14 protein-coding genes and 4 pseudogenes are annotated in these 16,464 nt (G+C 68.9%); 7 read left to right on the top strand and 11 right to left on the bottom strand.

Features of this window, described 5'->3' with window-relative positions:
- Both ABCR94_RS34730 and istA read right to left on the bottom strand, forming a co-directional pair.
- The coding region (locus ABCR94_RS34730) for an ATP-binding protein (RefSeq protein ID WP_347124984.1) at positions 1–530 on the bottom strand (530 nt) is incomplete at its 3' end.
- A gap of 60 nt (positions 531–590) precedes the next feature.
- Positions 591–2,065 (bottom strand): annotated as a pseudogene (gene istA, locus ABCR94_RS34725) (IS21 family transposase).
- Positions 2,066–2,616: 551 nt separating this feature from the next.
- Between istA and ABCR94_RS34715 the strand changes: the two are divergent.
- Positions 2,617–3,240 (top strand): hypothetical protein, encoded by a 624-nt coding sequence (locus ABCR94_RS34715; RefSeq protein ID WP_347124979.1) that lies wholly within the window; start codon positions 2,617–2,619, stop codon positions 3,238–3,240.
- A gap of 504 nt (positions 3,241–3,744) precedes the next feature.
- Here ABCR94_RS34715 and ABCR94_RS34710 read toward each other — a convergent pair.
- On the bottom strand, positions 3,745–4,113 hold the full coding sequence (locus ABCR94_RS34710; RefSeq protein WP_347124977.1) for an ATP-binding protein: 369 nt from the start codon (positions 4,111–4,113) through the stop codon (positions 3,745–3,747).
- Positions 4,114–5,324: 1,211 nt separating this feature from the next.
- Between ABCR94_RS34710 and ABCR94_RS34705 the strand changes: the two genes are divergently transcribed.
- From ABCR94_RS34705 to ABCR94_RS34695, 3 genes are all read left to right on the top strand, one after another.
- Positions 5,325–5,663, top strand: coding sequence for a MerR family transcriptional regulator (locus tag ABCR94_RS34705; RefSeq protein WP_347124976.1), 339 nt, complete (start codon positions 5,325–5,327; stop codon positions 5,661–5,663).
- Between the two features lie 235 nt (positions 5,664–5,898).
- Positions 5,899–6,501 (top strand): hypothetical protein, encoded by a 603-nt coding sequence (locus ABCR94_RS34700; RefSeq protein WP_347124974.1) that lies wholly within the window; start codon positions 5,899–5,901, stop codon positions 6,499–6,501.
- A gap of 202 nt (positions 6,502–6,703) precedes the next feature.
- The gene (locus ABCR94_RS34695) at positions 6,704–8,335 is read left to right on the top strand and encodes a hypothetical protein (protein ID WP_347124972.1); all 1,632 of its coding nucleotides are present in this window, start codon (positions 6,704–6,706) and stop codon (positions 8,333–8,335) included.
- A 513-nt stretch (positions 8,336–8,848) separates the two neighbouring features.
- Here the strand turns inward: ABCR94_RS34695 and ABCR94_RS34690 are convergent.
- Both ABCR94_RS34690 and ABCR94_RS34680 read right to left on the bottom strand, forming a co-directional pair.
- Positions 8,849–9,090 (bottom strand): annotated as a pseudogene (locus ABCR94_RS34690) (Scr1 family TA system antitoxin-like transcriptional regulator); the annotation flags it as partial.
- Positions 9,091–9,555: 465 nt separating this feature from the next.
- Positions 9,556–9,792: an XRE family transcriptional regulator gene (locus ABCR94_RS34680; RefSeq protein WP_347124971.1), complete on the bottom strand. Its 237-nt coding sequence runs from the start codon at positions 9,790–9,792 to the stop codon at positions 9,556–9,558.
- 166 nt (positions 9,793–9,958) lie between these two features.
- On the opposite strand from ABCR94_RS34680, the gene ABCR94_RS34675 reads away from it, so the two are divergent.
- Positions 9,959–10,153: a DUF6381 family protein gene (locus tag ABCR94_RS34675; RefSeq protein WP_347124969.1), complete on the top strand. Its 195-nt coding sequence runs from the start codon at positions 9,959–9,961 to the stop codon at positions 10,151–10,153.
- Positions 10,154–10,217: 64 nt separating this feature from the next.
- Here the strand turns inward: ABCR94_RS34675 and ABCR94_RS34670 are convergent.
- The 3 genes and pseudogenes from ABCR94_RS34670 to ABCR94_RS34660 form a co-directional block, all read right to left on the bottom strand.
- Positions 10,218–10,409, bottom strand: a pseudogene (locus tag ABCR94_RS34670) (DUF6328 family protein); the annotation flags it as partial.
- A 363-nt stretch (positions 10,410–10,772) separates the two neighbouring features.
- Positions 10,773–11,012, bottom strand: a complete 240-nt coding sequence (locus ABCR94_RS34665) for a hypothetical protein (protein ID WP_347124967.1) — start codon at positions 11,010–11,012, stop codon at positions 10,773–10,775.
- Positions 11,013–11,185: 173 nt separating this feature from the next.
- Positions 11,186–11,275: pseudogene (locus tag ABCR94_RS34660) on the bottom strand (CBS domain-containing protein); the annotation flags it as partial.
- A gap of 614 nt (positions 11,276–11,889) precedes the next feature.
- Between ABCR94_RS34660 and ABCR94_RS34655 the strand changes: the two are divergent.
- Both ABCR94_RS34655 and ABCR94_RS34650 read left to right on the top strand, forming a co-directional pair.
- Complete coding sequence (locus tag ABCR94_RS34655; RefSeq protein WP_347117326.1) at positions 11,890–12,345, top strand: hypothetical protein; 456 nt, start codon at positions 11,890–11,892, stop codon at positions 12,343–12,345.
- A 76-nt stretch (positions 12,346–12,421) separates the two neighbouring features.
- Positions 12,422–13,255: a transposase family protein gene (locus ABCR94_RS34650; RefSeq protein ID WP_347117325.1), complete on the top strand. Its 834-nt coding sequence runs from the start codon at positions 12,422–12,424 to the stop codon at positions 13,253–13,255.
- 571 nt (positions 13,256–13,826) lie between these two features.
- On the opposite strand, the gene ABCR94_RS34645 is transcribed toward ABCR94_RS34650, so the two are convergent.
- From ABCR94_RS34645 to ABCR94_RS34635, 3 genes are all read right to left on the bottom strand, one after another.
- Entirely contained in the window at positions 13,827–14,087 is a 261-nt protein-coding gene (locus tag ABCR94_RS34645; protein WP_347124966.1) for a hypothetical protein, read from the bottom strand.
- Complete coding sequence (locus ABCR94_RS34640; RefSeq protein WP_347124965.1) at positions 14,087–14,491, bottom strand: hypothetical protein; 405 nt, start codon at positions 14,489–14,491, stop codon at positions 14,087–14,089. The genes ABCR94_RS34645 and ABCR94_RS34640 overlap by 1 nt, the downstream gene beginning before the upstream one ends.
- A gap of 527 nt (positions 14,492–15,018) precedes the next feature.
- Positions 15,019–15,414: a DUF8189 domain-containing protein gene (locus tag ABCR94_RS34635; RefSeq protein WP_347124964.1), complete on the bottom strand. Its 396-nt coding sequence runs from the start codon at positions 15,412–15,414 to the stop codon at positions 15,019–15,021.
- Between the last annotated feature and the right edge of the window lie 1,050 nt (positions 15,415–16,464).

Genomic DNA, 16,464 nt, shown 5'->3' with positions numbered 1-16,464 from the left:
AGGCCAATGTCATCAATGACAATCAAATCGGCCCGGCAGATCCGGGCGACGGTCCGTGCGGTGGACCCGTCGACCTTCGACTTGCCGATCGCGGTGCTCAGCGTCTCCAGGGTGAACCAGGACACCCGCATGTCCTTCTCGATCGCGGCCTGGGCCAGGCCCTCGGTGAAGTGGCTCTTGCCCGTCCCCGACGGGCCGGCGATCACCAAGTTCTCGGCGCGGCCGATCCATTCCAGGGTGGTGAGGGAATTCTGGGTGGGTTCGGGGATGGTGGAGTCCTCGGCCCGCCAGGAGCCCAGGGTCTTGCCGGTGGGGAAGTTCGCCGAGTGGCGCCGCAGGCGCCGGGTGGCCGCGTCGCGGCCGGTGACCTCCTCGGCTATCAGCAGCCGCAGCACCTCGGCAGGGTCCCAGCGTTGAGCTCGGGCGGTGGCCAGAACGTCCGGGGCCGCCTTGCGCATATAGGGCAGACGCATGCGGCGCATGAGCTTGTCGAGTTCCTCGGGGATCGCGGGCGGGTTGGGAAAGCTCATGGGGGTGCCGTTCTCTTATGAGACGTTCGGTCAGGATTCGCTGGTGGGTGATGTGTTGGGTCAGCGGCCCAGGGCCTGCCAGCCACTGGTTCCGTTCTGGACGGAGTGGGCTTCGTCCGCGCGGACGACCTCTCCGGCGGGCTTGCTGTCGGCGATGTGTCCCAGGATCGAGAGCAAGTCGTCGTCGGCGAAGCGCCCGGCTGTGGCCGCCAGCCCCAGGGCCTGGTCGACTCTGTCGTTGCCCAGGACGGCGGCCAGCTCGACCGCGCGGGCCATCTTGGCGCGGATGCGGGTGGCGCCGGCGGGTCCGGCTTCCTTGAGCCAGCGCCCGGCTCCGGGGCCGATGCCCACGAACGCGATCTCCGCTTCCGAGCGGGGCCGCAGCCTCGGCTGGTGGATGCTGCGTCCGTCGGGATGGTCGGGGTAGTGCTCGTCGATGATCTGCGGAACACCCGGGGTGGAGAGCTCGTGGCGCCAAATCTCCGAGAGATCACCGGAGTTGGTGCGGGCGGTGATGGACAGTTCCTCGCCGACCACCCGGCACCACACCCTCGCGCCGGTATATCCCGGCGGGGTCGAGTAGCGCACCGAGTTGAAGCTGATAGTGCGGTCCGAGCCGACCAGCCGTTCCTCGCCCAGCGCGAGCGCGAGCGGCTCGATGGGCAGGACGTGCAGCGTGGTGCGTTCGACGTCCAGACGGTCCGCAGGTATCTGCCCAGTCGCCCGGTGGCGGCGCGAGTTCACCGCATCGCACCAGGTCAGGCAGGCATCGGCGAGCTCGGAGAAGGTGTCGTAAGCGGCCAGCAGGTTCGCATCTGTGGGCACCAGGTCGGCTTTCGCGATACGAACCGTCGCTTCCGCGCCGCCCTTCGATTCGGGGTCGTAGGGCACGCAACTGACCACTTGGCAGCCGTAATGCCGGCCCGCGGCGACCATCTGCGGATGACGTACCGGGATCCCGGCGATGTGCTCGACGGTCACCGTCTTCGCGTTGTCGGTCAGCACGTAGGTCGGCGCCCCGCCGATCCGCCTGAGCGTGGTGTCCAGGCAGGCCACCAGCGTGCCCAACGTGCAGTCCCAGACCGGGATCACGACCCGAAACCGCGACCAGGACAGCCACGCGCAGAACAACCAGGTCCGACGCCGTCGATGCGCGGACCCTCGCCCCAGTCGAACTGGAGCCACCGGCCCGGCTCGGGAATCCACGGCCGGTACGTGCGGCGCTTGCCCGCCTTCCACGCGCTCTTCGCCGCGTTCACCGCCCGCCGCGTCGAGCGTTCGCTGCCCCGGTAGCCCATCTTCACGAGCTTCTCGTGCACCACATCGGCTCGGATCGTCGCCTTCGACTGCTCGACCCACTCCTCGACCTTCTCCCCGAACGCGTCGATCATCTTCGGCCGCGGCTCTCGCTCATAGGGATTGCGCCCGCCGTTGCGGGCCTCGACATACCTCTTGACCGTCTTCGGGTCGTGCCCCGTCAAGGTCGCCGCCGACCAGACCGTCCCGGTCAGGTCGTACGCCTCAAGGATTTCCATAATCTCCGTGTCAGACTTCGTCACAGGACCTCTCCGGCCGGTAGCTGATGCGTGCAAACACCAGCAAACGGGCGGAGGGGTCTCCTCCAGTTAAGGAAGTGATCAGGAACACCACTGGTCAGACGGCCATCCACCTGGACTTCCGGTGGCCATCAGCCTGGACTCGGCTGGCCGCACATCTGGACTTTGCCACGGCCGCCGTCAGCCTGTGCGGTTCCGGCGGCCCCGGCGGCCTGAGGCAACCCGCGCTGCTCGGCCTATTGACTCGCAGTCACCTCGAGCAGGTTCTTACTACGGCATGGCCTGCTCAAGGCCGCAGTTTCATGAGTTCCGGGTGAGCGGGGGACTGAAGAAACAGTTCGGCAGGGGATCTTGTCGGCTTCAGGCCGCGGCGACCTCGAGCTCAGGCGTTTGTGGCCAAAGTTTGGTGAATGTCTCTATTTCCAGACATTTAATCACTCAGTGTCATGTGGGCAGAGTCATTCCCGCCTACGTTGGGCGTGTGCCGGCCGGGGGGTATCTCCGGCCTCACGAACCGGAAGGCGTACCTCATGCGCATCTCGCGTACCACTGCCACCGTCCGAACCCTCCTGATCAGTGCGGTCGCCGTGGCCGGCCTCGCCACCCCAACCGTGGCTTCCGCGACGGCTCGTGCCGACGCGGGCAGTTCCCGGGCCCACATCAGCCTGGGCTTTCTCGGCGTCCCCGGTGGTAACGGCGCCAACGGTGTGGGGAGCGACGGCGGCATCGGTGGCCTGGGCGGCACCGGTGGAGCGGCCGGTGCGGACGGCAATGGCGGTAGCGGAGGTGCCGGGGGCAACGGCGACGGCGTTGGAAGCACCGGTGGCGCGGGCGGTGCGGGCGGGGCCGGCGGGGCCAACGGCAACGGTGGTGCGGGCGGTGCCGGAGGCGCGGCCAACCAGGGTGGCACCGGCGGCAAAGGCGGTGTGGGCGGTGTAGGTGATGCCGGTACCGGCATCGCCGGCGGCCAGGGCGGCGCGGGGGGCGCGTCCACGGCCGGTGGCACCTACAAGGGTGGCGCGGGTGGCGCGGGTGGCGCCGCGAGCCCGGTGTGTCCCGGCAAGCCCGGCGGTGACGGGACCGCCGCCACGTTGACCTCGGATGGCGTCACCGGTGCCACGGGCGCTGCCGGACATACCACTCTCCCCTGCTGAACAGCACCGGGTGAGGATCCGGGCCTGTACCCGGCATGGCCTCTGAAGTCCCCTTCGCGGGGCGTCGCACCACGCGATCGCTGATCACCGAAGACTGACCGATGACGCGCGGTGAGCAGAGCTCAGACGAGTCGCCCGGCTGGGTTTCCCAGCCGGGCGGCTTACGTCGTGCCGGGAGGCGGGCGTGTGCGGGTTCCCGGTCAGAGTGCTTCGTCGATGAGTTCGTAGCCGCAGTTTCCGTTGAGTGTGGCCCCGGCGACCGCAACACCGACTCATGGCGCTGCGGCGCGATCAGTGAAACACCATGAGCATTCGACCCCTGACCTGCTAAAACATCAGATCAAGTGGGAGTGTGGTGCGTGTTGCGCCCGCGTTGCATTTCCGTGTTGCGGTGGTGGCTTCGGGTATGAGCCGCCGACGGTACGCAGTCCCGTGGCTTCTTCCTCGCCGTGCTGTCCCTTTGGCTGGGCCGCCTGCGGTTGCCCGACGCGGATCCGGTCGCTGTCAGCGGGGGAGCTCGGCGCGGATGGTTTTGCCGTAGCCGGGACCGGGGGTGATGGTCAGGCGCTCTGTTAGACGGCGGATCATGTGCCAGTCGAAGCCGCCGGTGCCGCCGTTGAGGTCGGGGGTGCGCTCGCGGGGGTGTACCGGACTGGGGTCGCTGACCGCGGCGGTCACTGTGCCGGGGCCGGCGGAGAGTTTCAGGGTGTAGTGGCCGCTGCCGTGGCGCAGGGCGTTGGTGACGAGCTCGGAGACCACCAGGACGAGAGTGTCCGCCATGTCCGGGCCGGGCGCCGGGTTGAGGCCGTCGGTGAAGGCGCGGGCGGCCTGACGGGCCTGGTGGATGCCGGCCGGGCTGTCGCCCCGGACCACGGTCGCTACGGGGGGGCGTCGAGGTCATGCTGAGCGTGCTGTTCATACGTGTACACCCCGCCTGTGATCGGTTGTACCGCTTGTGCCGTGACACCCCACCTGCCCGGTCCGAGGCCCCTCACACCTCTCGATGGGGGTGCTCCGTTGCAGTTTTCAAGCGACGTGGACCGCAGGACTTCACTGTCAGTCCTCACAGGAAACCTGTCACAGCGGAAGTAGACATCCATGCGCTGCTGTGGTTAAGGTTTCTCTCGTAGCCCAGAGAGACCGCAGGGCCTGGCAGAGAGAACTGCCGGGCAGCAGTACACGTAGTTGCAGTGCGCAGGACGGTGCGGTGGTGGAGTTCCGAAGCCAGAGCGGTTGCAGGACGGTGACGGGACTGACGACCGGACCGGGCGGCCCGCAGTGATCAGGGGCCGCCGCGAGCAGTACCGCAGCACAAGTGCAGTCGGCAGTACCAGTGGTACCTCGGTAAATGGCGTCAGACTGCGGCGCGCGTACCGGGAAGTTCGGCAGTGGGGTTCCAAGCCAGAGCAGACGCAGGACGGGCGACGGGGCTGGCTGCCGAAGAGTGACGCTTCCTCAGGTCACCAGCAGGTCGGTGCGGCGGTGGAGTTCCGAAGCCAGAGCGGTTGCAGGACGGTGACGGGACTGACGACCGCACCGGGCGGCCCGCAGTGATCAGGGGCCGCTGTGAGCAGTACCGCAAGAGCGGTACTGGTGAGTGAAGTACGCAGTACCCAGCAGTGAAGTGAAGTGAGCAGCACCTCGGTGAAGGCGTCGGCTGCGGCGCGCGTATCGGGAGGTTCGGCAGCGGGGTTCTAAGCCAGAGCAGACGCAGGATGGGCGGCGGGGCTGGCTGCCGGAGGGTGACGCTTCATCAGGTCACCGGTAGTTCGCATCACCAGTAGTGCAAGAGCAGTACGCAGTACCCGCACATAGTTGATTCAGAGGGAAGAGCGGAGGAGTTGAGGCGCCATCAGGATCGCCCGGGACGGAAGTCTTGAGCCCGGGTACCGCAGGACATCGATAGGCAGGTGGTCTCCGGTCACGCAATTCGCGATCCCCGTACCCCCGCCCGCTTCTTGGGCGGCCGCGCGGACACAGTAGGCCGGCGCAGTTGAAGGGCCGGCAGATGGTGTAGCAGTTCCTTCGGGGCCCCGGTGCCATTGGCGCCGGGGCCCCTCCAGCGTGTTCCGCAACGAGGTGAGATGACAGCAGACGATTCCTTCGGCCGTCTCGATGACGACGACTATCCCGCTTACACGATGGGCCGGGCCGCCGAAATACTGGGTACCACCCCCGCCTTCCTCCGTACCATCGGCGAAGCCCGCGTCATCACCCCACTGCGCTCCCCGGGCGGCCACCGCCGCTACTCCCGCTACCAGCTGAAGATCGCCGGTCGTGTCCGTGAGCTCGTCGACCGGGGGACCACGGTGGAAGCGGCCTGCCGCATCGTCATCCTCGAGGACCAGCTCGACGAAGCCATGCGCATCAACGAAGAACTCCGCGGCACGCCCTCCGCCTCGCGCCGCAAGGCTGACGCCTGACAGGGCCGTTCCCCGCCCAACGATTACCCACTTCGTGAGAGCGGCTCGCTGCGGGATGGCCAGGTTGGCCCGCCTCGCCATGATGTGCCTCCTGCGCCCAGCCTCACTGACTCCCTCGCCCGCGTGGCGAGACAGCACGAGACCCCAGGAATCAGCCATGACATCCCGGGGTCTCTGTGCACTTCACTTGACTATCAGTTCAACGACCAACCGCCTCCGGTGTCACACCCTGTCCGTGGAGCAGCACGTGGTCGGTGTGGCGCTGGAGCTCGTGGAGGAAGCGGCGGGTGGCGGCCCGGAGTTTCGGGCGGGGCCGGTGGCGGGGTTCGAGGTGGAGGGGCTGCTGAACGAGGACCGGATCGGGGATGCGGTCGATGTGCTGGTGTGGGACGCGCCGGGCCACTGGCCGTCCTTGCAGCGCGGGTCGCTGGTCCTGGCACTGGTGTGGGAGATCGCCGCCCTGGTCGGATACGCGGCGGAACTGTCCTCCGCCCAGGCGCGGCCCCCTGAGTTGCTGTGGCAGGCGGCCGGCACCGGACACCTGTGTGCCGGTGTGCGTGTCCCCGTACCCGGGCCGGAGGTGCTGGTGTGGGCCTCGGTCGACAGGAAGGAATTCGAGGGGCGGCCCCTGTTCTCCCAGGCCGTGCACCTCGGTGCGTGGGGATGGTCCCTCGACTGGCAGAGCACGGACGGCACCCCCGTGCTCTACAAAGGCGGCCGCGGGCCGAGCAGGACGGCCGCGCGGTGGCGGGCCGAACAGGCCGTGCAGGATCTCCTCGCCGCCCCGTACCGGGCCAGGAGCCCCGTGAGCGACGACTGGCTCCTCCCACCGCCCTGAACACCCCACCCGCATGAACAGCCGTGCCGGGCCCTCCACACGCGGCCAACCGTGACGGTCGGCCGCGTGTGGATGACGTGGCTGTTCGTCGCTCGTGTCAGCACCAGGTCGTTGGGGCTACACCGCTGACAACCAGCTGCCAAACCTCCACTGCAACTCCCCCGCAGACCATCAGCACCCGCACCGGCCAAGGAGACCCCGCGTGACGACCGACGGCACCGATCAGAGGACCCACATGACGAGCGCGCGCAGCGATGCCGAGATCCGGGTGGAGGTCCGCCGGGAGGTCACCGGCCTGACGTACGAGCAGCTGGGCGAGCTGATCGCCACCGATGAGCCCGATCCTGCGGTCCCGGCGGACTCTGCGGAGCTGCACATGGCGGCGGTGCGGATGACGGAACTGAAGCGGATCCGAAATCTGGTGGTCCACCAGGTCTTCGAAGGTGGGTACACGCCTGCCGGCGATCCGCAGGAGCGCGGGCAGGGGCACCGCGCGTCCGGCGGGGTACGGCCGCCCGAGCAGCGGGGGCTGTACGAGGTCCTGTCGCGGTGCACTGTCCCGGAGCACCCCGGAGCCTCGGAAGTGACCACCCGGGCCGTGGCCGACTCGGTCGAAGAGGCCGCGGTGAAGGTGCGCCGCGCGAATCGGGGCAACCTCTACGGCCCCACGGGCCTGTACCGGATCGTGGAGGCCTTCGAGGACACCCCCTCGAACTCCGCTCGGCACATGCTGGACGCGTTCTCGCAGACCGCCGCCGAGATCGGGAGCGCCGCGGCAGCCGTGGTCGGCAGTTACGAACCCGCGCCCGAAGCGAGCGACCTGTTCGAGGTGCTCACCGACTTCTTCCACCGCACTGTCGTATACCCCTGGCGCCTCGCTCACCCCGGCGACCGGGGCGACGGCAGCACCCCCCAGCACCAGCGCGGCGGCGACTACGGCCGGTCCCTGGCCCGTCTCCTCCTTGCCCATCTGGAAGCGCTGGACACGCCGCTGGCCACCGCTGCGCCCGGTGTGAGCGCGCTACCGGAGCACGACGCGGACGCCTACGGGCAAGAGCTGGCCCGCATCAGCCAACACCAGAGCGAGGCCACGGCCGCGCGGTTGACCGTGTTCCAGGCCCTGGCCGCTGCCGGGATCGGAGACGAGCAGGCGGATCAGCTCGTGTCGCAGCTGGAGGCCGGGGCGGTGGCCGGGGCCCACACCTGGATCTCCGAGAGCAGCGCCCCGCACGGGTGCGAGGAGCGGTTCGAGGACGGGTGGCACGCCGGTGTCTGCGACGTCGCCAGCTACCTGCTGCAGATCGCCGACCGCACCGCCAGCGCCGAACGCGGGCGCGCCGCCTCCAGCGCCATGCTCCTCACCCACCTCCGCCAACCGGCCCCACCCGCCCCGGAGAAGGCTCCGGCGGAGGAACCGCCGGCCCCGGCCCCGGCCGCGGTGCTGGACGCGAAGGACGTCCTGGCGGCGGCGGAACGCTTCCCGTGGGCCCTGGCCGCGCCCGGCGAGCGCCATTGGCCGGACGGTACGTTCCTGGACGTCGCGCTGAGCACGGTGCCCGCCGAGGAACGCGAGGGGTACATCGAGCGCCTGGAGGCGTTCGTGGAGCAGCACCGCCCGCGTCTGGAGGAGATGCTGCGCACGCACGGGCCGGGCAGCAGGCCCGCCTCGCGCGGCCGGTACGCGCTGATCGGACAGCCCGAGACCCTGGTCATCGTGGAGCGGATGGAGAGCGCCCCGTTCCTCCTGCGCGGCCAGTGGGAGAAGGACCAGGAGATCATCCTGCTGGACGACCTCGAGTTCGTATGGGGGCCGCGCATCCGCCTCAGCCGCTGAACCTCCGGACCGACGGGAACGAGCAGCGGGCGGAACGAGCAGCGGGGCCGGCAGCGTGTTCCTGTCCGGCCCCGCCGCTGTGTGGTCAGCCGAAGTCGAGCGTGTCCGGGGGCGGCGTCGACGGGCGCGGCGTGGGGGCTCGTTGCCCTGCTGGGCGGCCTCCCAGCGTGCGATCAGCGCTTCCTTCCAGCCTGGCACCAGAGGCCAGGAGACGCCCCATTCAGCAAGCTGGGCACGCCTCCAGCCTCCCTTCTCTGTGCGGGCGGCGTTGATCTCTTCAGGTGATGGCAGTACAGGCATGTGAGATCAACGAACGGCAGGGCGTAGGTGTCACCCGCCAGCGTCGGTTTCATCGCCCGGGCCAGCGGCATCGCACCCCCGGGGTCTACACGCACTCCAGTTTGGTGCCGTGGGCCCGGACACCGTGACATCGCACTGGAGTGCGTGTAGACCCCGGGGGCCTTGGGCCGCGCCCCCCTGCGGGCGTGAGGCGGACTAGGCGGTGGCGGGTCGTCAGCGCGGGTTCAGGGCGCGCCGGGCCGCGTTGATGGCGTTGTGGGCGTCGGCCCCGTACACGGCGGATTCCTGGAGTGTCTTCCAGGTCCGCAGGTAGAGGGCGAGGGTGTCGGCGTCGGTCGAGCCAGAGTTCCGCGTGCCAGGTCTCGGGTGACGACCTGGCGGTCGTCGTAGATCCAGAAGCCCAGGCCGGGCGGGACCTTGCGGGACGCGGTGAGGGGCACGATGCCGAGTTCGACGCGATGTGCGAGTCGAAGATCGAGAAGTCTTCGTCCGGGAGGTTGACCCGCGCGGCGTCCGCGCGCCACATATTGCGGACGTCCTCGCCCAGGGCGGCGTTCTTCTCGCCGTGCGCGAGCAGGTACCTAACCGCCGGTGCCGGAGCAGACCACCACGCCGTACTCGGTCTGTCTGGCCGTTGCCGCAGAGCGCTTCGGGTTGGCGCCACTCGCGTATTTCGAGACCGCCGAAGTGTGGGGCCCGTGAGCCGGGCACGGATCTCAGGGCAGCTGGAAGGACCGCTGCGGGCTGCTGTGTTCACCGGCGGGCGTGGCGGCGGTGTGTGGGCGAGCGGCGGTGCTGCGCGGCGGGCCGTGGGGTGAAAAGGCGTTCTTCGTAACGGCCCAGGGCAAGAATGACGCCGAGGAAAACAGCAGGAAGCAGGACTGCTAGCGCGGCCACGGCGGGGCCTCCCCAAACGGACGTCAGGACAGCGCGCCGGCAGCAGTACCGGCGGCGTCGAGGACATCGGGCAGAGGCAGTACCAGGGCCACGGCGAGTTCGGCCAGCTCTGCTTCCGTGGGGTGGACGGGGCCATGCGCCCCGTCCTGGGCGAAAACCCGGATGCGTGGAGTACGGATTCCCGTGCGCTCGGCGAGTGCCTGAGCGGTCAGATGACGGCGGCGCATGCTCTGCTGCAGCAACTGCGAAAGGTCAGCCATCCCATTCTCCTGCCCGGCCCACGCACACTCAGACATTCTCGAACAGCTCAGTCCGCTCCGGCACACTGAAGCTGCCGGAATAGCGGTGGGTGACCGTTCAAGATGCGCGAGCACCCTGGCACTGATTCGCTGGCCGGGTCCTCTCCCCACACTTCCAGGAGTGATCATGAGTGTTGCAGGCGAATCCGGCGGGCGTGCCCAGCAGATGCGTGCCAAGGCGCAGGAACTGACGGACGCGGCGGAGCGTGCCACCGACCCCGAGGAGCGCAAGCGGCTGACGGACAAGGCCCGCCGTCTGCAGGAGGAGAGCAAGCAGCAGGAGGGCGGCATGGGCGGCCAGGGCATGGACCCCATGTATTAACCGCGGCGCGTAAGCACGCTGGTGGCCTCCCGCACCCCGACAGGACCCAGGAGGCCACCAGCGTGAACGCCGGCTGGAACACGGCGATGAGCAGGAAACCGAAGAGGATCTGCACGCCGGTCTGGGCCACCCGCAGCTCTTGCACGAGGTCGGCCCACATCCGGTCCGCGCGCTCCTCCGAGGTCTCCTCACGCCCGTGCCGCTGAACGGGAAGAGCTGGGGTGCTGTCTCGGTGACCCCCGGTTTGCCGGGCCATGGCCACTCCCGCGCCGTCCGGGTGGGTTGGCCGGACTGGTGGGGCACAGGCATCGACCGGCCGGGTCCGGCAGCCTCGGTGTGGCCGGGCAGACGTCCGAGGCTGCTGGCCACGGCGTGCGCGGGGGCGAGGGGTGCCATCGCACCACGCCGGTCTATCGGCCCGGCCACGGGGCGGGGCCGGCCAGGTGTGTCCATTGGTGGTCACGCTGGCCGGGGACCACACGTCCGGCCGCAACCCACTGTGCGGCCAGGGCCGTGTAGTTCGGCTCGAAATCGAGTGAGCGGGCCGATTCCTCGGGGCCCTCGATCCCCGGCACGTGCCGCAAGGTGATGCCGGGCTAACGGCTCAGCGCCGGTTCGGTCACCCCCGGACGCCGCGTCGCTCGCGCAGCGCGGCACGGGCCTGGGAGTCGTCGATCAGGAGCGAGAACTCCTCGAAGGCGATGCGCCGAATACCTTCCGTGGTGACGGGCTCGCCGGTGCTGCTGCGAGCGTGGGCCAACTCGGCGGCACCCAGGGCCAGCAGCCGTTCCCGGTCTGCGTCGTCGTAGCCCTCACCGGAGAGGGCGGCCAGGACTTGACGCCAGATCCCCGAACTCATCGCTTCCCCTCCCGGGACGTGGAAATGGACGCCTGCCAGCGGGCCGGCCCGTCCTCGCCGTCATGGCCAGCAGGCCATCGGCCGGGAACGCCGCACTGCCCAAAAAACAGTGTCCCGGCCCAAGCCTGCTGAAACGTGCGGCAGCACAGGGCCGGAACGGCTATGGGGGAAGGTCAGTCGCAGGAGAGCGCTTCGAGAAGGTCACCGACCTGGGGGTCGGGCAGGGCCCGGGCGACATCAGCCTGGGCGACCATGCCGATGAGGTCGGCTTGCAGCATATCGATGGCTCACCGCAAGCCGGTCGTCGGCCGCGTCTGGTGCTCGAATCCATGTCGGCAGAGAGCTACCCGCTGGAGCTCAGAACTTCGGGCCCGAGCGCAGATGGTCAACTCCGGCGAGTGCAGGCCGGTGCCGGAACTGCCTGCCTGCCGGGGCTGCAAACAGAGCTATCAGCCCCTCAGACCCAACCCCTGGTGCTCGGACCACTGCTTCGACCAGGAAATCTCCAGGCGATCGGAGCGACAGGAATGCCGGTCCTGCGGAACCTCAATGACCCACCTGAGGTTGAGCTCCACTCGCAAGTGGTGCTCGAACACATGCCGGCAGAGGGCACTCCGCTGGCGATGGGAGCTCCGCGACCGCGCATCGCGAGTCGACGTCGACCTAACTTCACTGGCACCAACTACGTAGTGGCCCATCTTCAGTGACATAAAAAGAAGATCCGCCAACTTGAAGTCGCTGGTCGGAGGGCTTCCGTGCTGTCCGTTCGGGGTGCTCGCGCTGGTCGCGGGCGGCAGTCTGAGCTGTAGATCGTCTGGCAGGGCGGTTTCGCCGGTTCCTGCCCGCCGCTACCGGTGCGCCTTCTACGATCCGGGCCATGGTGGATCCCGAAACGCTGGAACGGATCGCCGCGCGCCGCGCGGAGCTGGACGTGCTCGAAGAACAGCTGGTCAAGCAGCTTCAGGAGGTACGAGCCGAGCGGGACGAACTCGCCGTCGCGCTACGGGTCCTGGAACGGCTGAGCGAGCGGATCACCCAGGAGCATGCTGCGGCCGCACCCGTATCCGCCCAGGTGGGCGGCCGGACAGTGTGGATGATCCCCGGCCGTGAGCCGGGCCTTCAGGAGGCGGCGCTGCCGCCGGAGTACCAGCGCATCCTGACCGTCGTACGCACAGCCGCAGGCCCGGTCACGGTCCGCCACGTCGGCGAGGAGCTGGGAGTGGAGGTCACGGTGAAGGGCAAGCTGGAGCCGCTGCGCGGGAAGCTGAGGAAACTGTCCGACCGCGGCTGGCTGCACAAACGCCCCGACGGGAAGTTCAGCGTCCGCCCGTGACCCGCCGTGATGCCGGCCGACCCTGGCCCCGCAGCCAGGCCGTAACTGCGATGCCCCCGGCGGCCGTTGAGATTGTGTGAGCAAAAACAAAGAGCACGCCGAGAGCACCGTTTCCCTTGTCTACCAGTGCCGCCTGTCGCTGTCCACACGGACCGTCAACCACCTCGCCGACCTGCTCAGGCGCCATCTGAAGGCGATACGTTCCCGTTGGCGGGCCCGAACGCCCGGCAAGATCGCGGTGATCGTCCTTGCCGTGCTCCGGCACGATCAGCGTCTCGCGGACATGGCCGGAGGCAACGACCTCTCCGCCACCACCATCCGGCGCTGGCGCGACGAGCTGATCGGCCTGCTCGCCGGGCAGGCCCCGCGCCTGGACCGCGCCCTGAAGAAGATCGCGAAGCGGGGCGGCGAGGTCGTCCTGGTCGACGGCACCCTCATCCCCACCCAGCGACGCACCGGGAGGGCGAACCGCCCGAACTACTCTGGCAAACACCACCGCCACGGCCTACACTTCCTCGCCCTCACCGACGAGAAGGGCCGCCTGATCTGGATCTCGGCCGCCCGGCCCGGCCGCACCCACGACATCACCGCCGCCCGCCGCGACCACCTCCTGGCCCACCTCCGCACCGCCGGCCTCGGCGCCCTGGCCGACCTCGGCTTCCTCGGACTGGACGACGATCCGGACGACCCCGTGGTCGTCACCGGCTTCAAAGCCACCCGCGCCCGCAAGCTCAACAGCGGCCAGAAGGAGGCCAACCGGGTCCTGGCCGCCGGACGCGCCCCCGTCGAACACGGCTTCGCCCACCTCAAGAACTGGCGCACGCTCACCAAGCTCCGCACCGACCCCGCCCGCGCCACCCACCTCCTACGCGCCCTGCTCGTCCTCACGAACATCGAGGTCCACCGGTGACAAACGATCTACAGCTCAGCCTGCCGCCCGCGACCAGCGCGAGCACCCCGAACGGACAGCACGGAAGCCCTCCGACCAGCGACTTCAAGTTGGCGGATCTTCAAAGCTGTTGGTCCAACTTCGGTGGCAAGCCGCCCATCTTCGCTGTCACAGGTCACAGGCTCCTCTTCACGGCGGCCTGCCGCCAGGGCGTACGGGAGCGCCGGCGGGAGTCCGTCGCCCGGCGGTGCCTCGTCCTGCCGCGGTGCAACGCACGGCCCGGCACTCGGGATCGTAGGTCGCCTGCGCAGCTCAGGGGCGCGTTGCGGCTCTGTGTTGCAGTGCGCGTTGCACTATCACAGACCCCCTTAACCGCGGTCTGTCGGCAAATCGCATCACTGGTCAAGGGGGCCCGTTTTGGCCCTTGACCAGTAGGTCTGTCCGAATCTCTTCGTCGGTGGGACGTGCTGGTTCGTCGACGGAGCTCCTGGACGGCGCGTAGAGCGGCCGTTCGGACCCTGCCCGCCCGCGTGGGACAGCAGGAAGGCCCCCAGTGGCCCTGTAGGGGCTCCTGGGGGCCTTCCTAGGTGGGTTACGCCTCTACGTACGCGACCACGATGACGGATCTCAGAGCTGTCACGTAGTAGATGACGGTGACGTCTTCGAGCTCGTCGTCGTATCGCCACAGCTCAGGATCCGATCCGGGGATCTCCTGGCCCATCGTCGGGTCGACGGAGAGCGCGGCCAGGGCGCGGTCGAGGGCGTGGACTTCGGTTTCGGAGAGCTTGTTGATCTGGACGATCGCGGCGTCAGTGAAGCCGACTTTGGCGCGTCGGGCGCCGTGCTTGGCCATCAGGCGACGTGGCCGCGCTGGCTGGCGAGTTCGGCAAGGCGTCGGTCGCGGACCACTTCCCACGGGGTGGTGGTCTCCGGGGCGGGCAGGCCGTTGGTGGCGACGTCCTCAAGGAAGGCCGCGAGCTCGTTCGCGTTGGACTGCTGGCGGGCGGCGTAGGCACGGAGCGCGTCTGCGCCCTTCGCGGTGACCGGCTGGCGGTCGGGTGCCGGCTGCTGCTCGTGGTCGCTCATGGTGGGCTCCTGGCGGTGTGTGGCGTCGTGCCCACGGTAGCGGCGGGCCGGGGCCGGGCGCTGCCCCTCCACCGCGTCGGTACGGCGCATCTGGCCATCCGGCCCGTCGTGCCCACGGTAGCGGCGGGCCGGGGCCGGGCGCTGCCCCTCCACCGCGTCGGTACGGCGCATCTGGCCATCCGGCGGGAGGGCTCAGGGGCCCAGCTCGTCATGCCGCAGCGGGCGCCGGCATCGGGTCCGACTTCGCCAGACACCTCTGCAGGGAAGTAGTCGGCGCTCGATACTCCGCTAAATCACGGCGCTGACCTGGTGTTTCATACGTTCCGAAGACTCAGCCCGATGCGACCCAGGGCGCGACTTAGGGCGCGACCTGGAGCGCGACTCAGGGTGCGACCTAGGTGTACTGACCCGTGAGGTTGGGGACGCGGCCGGCCGGTGGTTGGCCCTTGAGTGCGGTGTGTCCGATGGGTCACGGAACCCTGCGCCTTGAGCCTCTCGACCCGCTGAACCGCGGGCCGAGAGAGCAGCGCCGGGCTTACGACCTCGGGGGCGACGGCGCGGGGGCTCCCGGCGTCATGCGACTCCGCCTCCGGCGTTGTCGTCGGTCGACGACGCTCCGCGTCGCCTCCCTCCTCCGCCTTGGACGCGAAGCCGCATGACGCCGCGCGCTGATCCACGCTCCATTGCCCCCGAGGTCGTTACGGGGTGGCGCCGAGGTGATCCCAGTTGGTCCAGTTCCCGTTCCGGTCGTGGCCGCGGTACCAGCGCGCTCCGTCGTTGCCTACGACGTGGATGATGAAGTCGTAGGCGGGCAGGTCGTATTGGAGAAAGACTTTGCTTTGCGCCAGTCCGCCCATGGATATCCATGGGCCCCAACTCCCGGACGAGTTGGGCCAGCGCGTCCACACCGCCCGGTCCAGGCCGATGATGAATTCCTGCCGCCTGCCATCGCTCAGCTTCGCGGTGGTGACCCCGTACTCGCAAATGTAGATGCCACCGCCGCGCTTGCACTCACTCGCATGGGCCGGTGCGGCCATGACGCCCACACTGGCAAGGACTGCGACCGCGACCAACGCGGATTTGATCTTGTTCATGGGCACGATTGTGCGGCACTTCGCTCACGCGGCACTGACGTTTGGCTGACGTCCCAGAACAAGGGCTTCCCGCTGAGCGAGCCAACCCTCCAGCGAGGGAACGACATGACCCATCAGGTACGCCCTAGGCCGCGACCTAGGGTGCGACCCGCCTGCCGGTGGGCAGATCGGCGTATCCGCTGCCCGTTGGAGGAGCCGAGCGAGGTGCAGCTCCGGGACGACGTCGAGCGCCAGGACGTGACCGGGGACCAAGGTCGACGGGAACCTCGGGTCGACTTCACCGAACCGCCAGAGGGTGCCGTAGAGAAGTAGTCGGTGCCGGGAAGACCCCTTGTTCCAGCGGGTGACCAGCAGGTTCCTCCCTTCGTCGAGGAAGGTTGAGGCGCCTTGTAGAGCGCCCCCCGAGGCGCCCTGGCCAGCCGCGCCCGGGAAGGGCGCAGGCTCTGCCCTCCGCAAGGTCCTGTCGGCGATGAGCTGTACCGGGTGGGGACCGCGGTGGACGTCGGTACGGGCCCAACTTCTCCAGACCCCTCTGTAGGGAAGTAGTCGGCGTGCTGAGCCCCCCTTGCGAGCCCGCTGAGCTGCGGTTTCGGTGCCGCTCTGCGAGGGCTGGAGGCAAGTTGAAAGGCAAGTTGCAGGGCAACCTCGATCAGGTGGTTGCGGGGGGGCTCGGTCGCCCGTCCTCCCCGCGGAGAGTTCTGGGCGGGAGCACGCGCATAGGGCGGGCCCCGGGATTGATTTGTGACTGAGCGCTTCATTTGGCCAGTTGAGCGCCCCATGCCTCAGTCCCTCACGACGTGATCCATCGTGACGCGCAGGCGCCTCACGGTGACGCATGCCGTCACGGCCGTTCGGAAGCGTCACCCCCTGCTGTGGCGAGCCGCTTCCTCGCCCTCCAGGCCCGTGTACGGCATCGCTTCGAGCAGTACACCGAGTCGGACCGCTTGCGCACCGGGACGTGCCGCATACACATCGGGCATCGGCTGTGGGTGTACAAGTTGACCGCGGCCATGCCGAGGGTCTCCAGGCTTTGGTGCACCGCCAGGGCGT

The sequence above is a fragment of the Streptomyces changchenzhani genome (assembly GCF_039766235.1).
Classification (GTDB): Bacteria; Actinomycetota; Actinomycetes; order Streptomycetales; family Streptomycetaceae; genus Streptomyces.
Note: the sequence above shows the minus strand (reverse complement) of the source record. Positions and strands in the feature narration are given on the sequence as shown.

Coding starts and splice junctions, on each gene's coding strand:
- ABCR94_RS34635 (WP_347124964.1), bottom strand. CDS start 15,414: ATGAACAAGATCAAATCCGCGTTGGTCGCGGTCGCAGTCCTTGCCAGT.
- ABCR94_RS34655 (WP_347117326.1), top strand. CDS start 11,890: ATGGTGGATCCCGAAACGCTGGAACGGATCGCCGCGCGCCGCGCGGAG.
- ABCR94_RS34715 (WP_347124979.1), top strand. CDS start 2,617: ATGCGCATCTCGCGTACCACTGCCACCGTCCGAACCCTCCTGATCAGT.
- ABCR94_RS34680 (WP_347124971.1), bottom strand. CDS start 9,792: ATGGCTGACCTTTCGCAGTTGCTGCAGCAGAGCATGCGCCGCCGTCAT.
- ABCR94_RS34705 (WP_347124976.1), top strand. CDS start 5,325: ATGACAGCAGACGATTCCTTCGGCCGTCTCGATGACGACGACTATCCC.
- ABCR94_RS34675 (WP_347124969.1), top strand. CDS start 9,959: ATGAGTGTTGCAGGCGAATCCGGCGGGCGTGCCCAGCAGATGCGTGCC.
- ABCR94_RS34645 (WP_347124966.1), bottom strand. CDS start 14,087: ATGGCCAAGCACGGCGCCCGACGCGCCAAAGTCGGCTTCACTGACGCC.
- ABCR94_RS34640 (WP_347124965.1), bottom strand. CDS start 14,491: ATGCGCCGTACCGACGCGGTGGAGGGGCAGCGCCCGGCCCCGGCCCGC.
- ABCR94_RS34665 (WP_347124967.1), bottom strand. CDS start 11,012: ATGAGTTCGGGGATCTGGCGTCAAGTCCTGGCCGCCCTCTCCGGTGAG.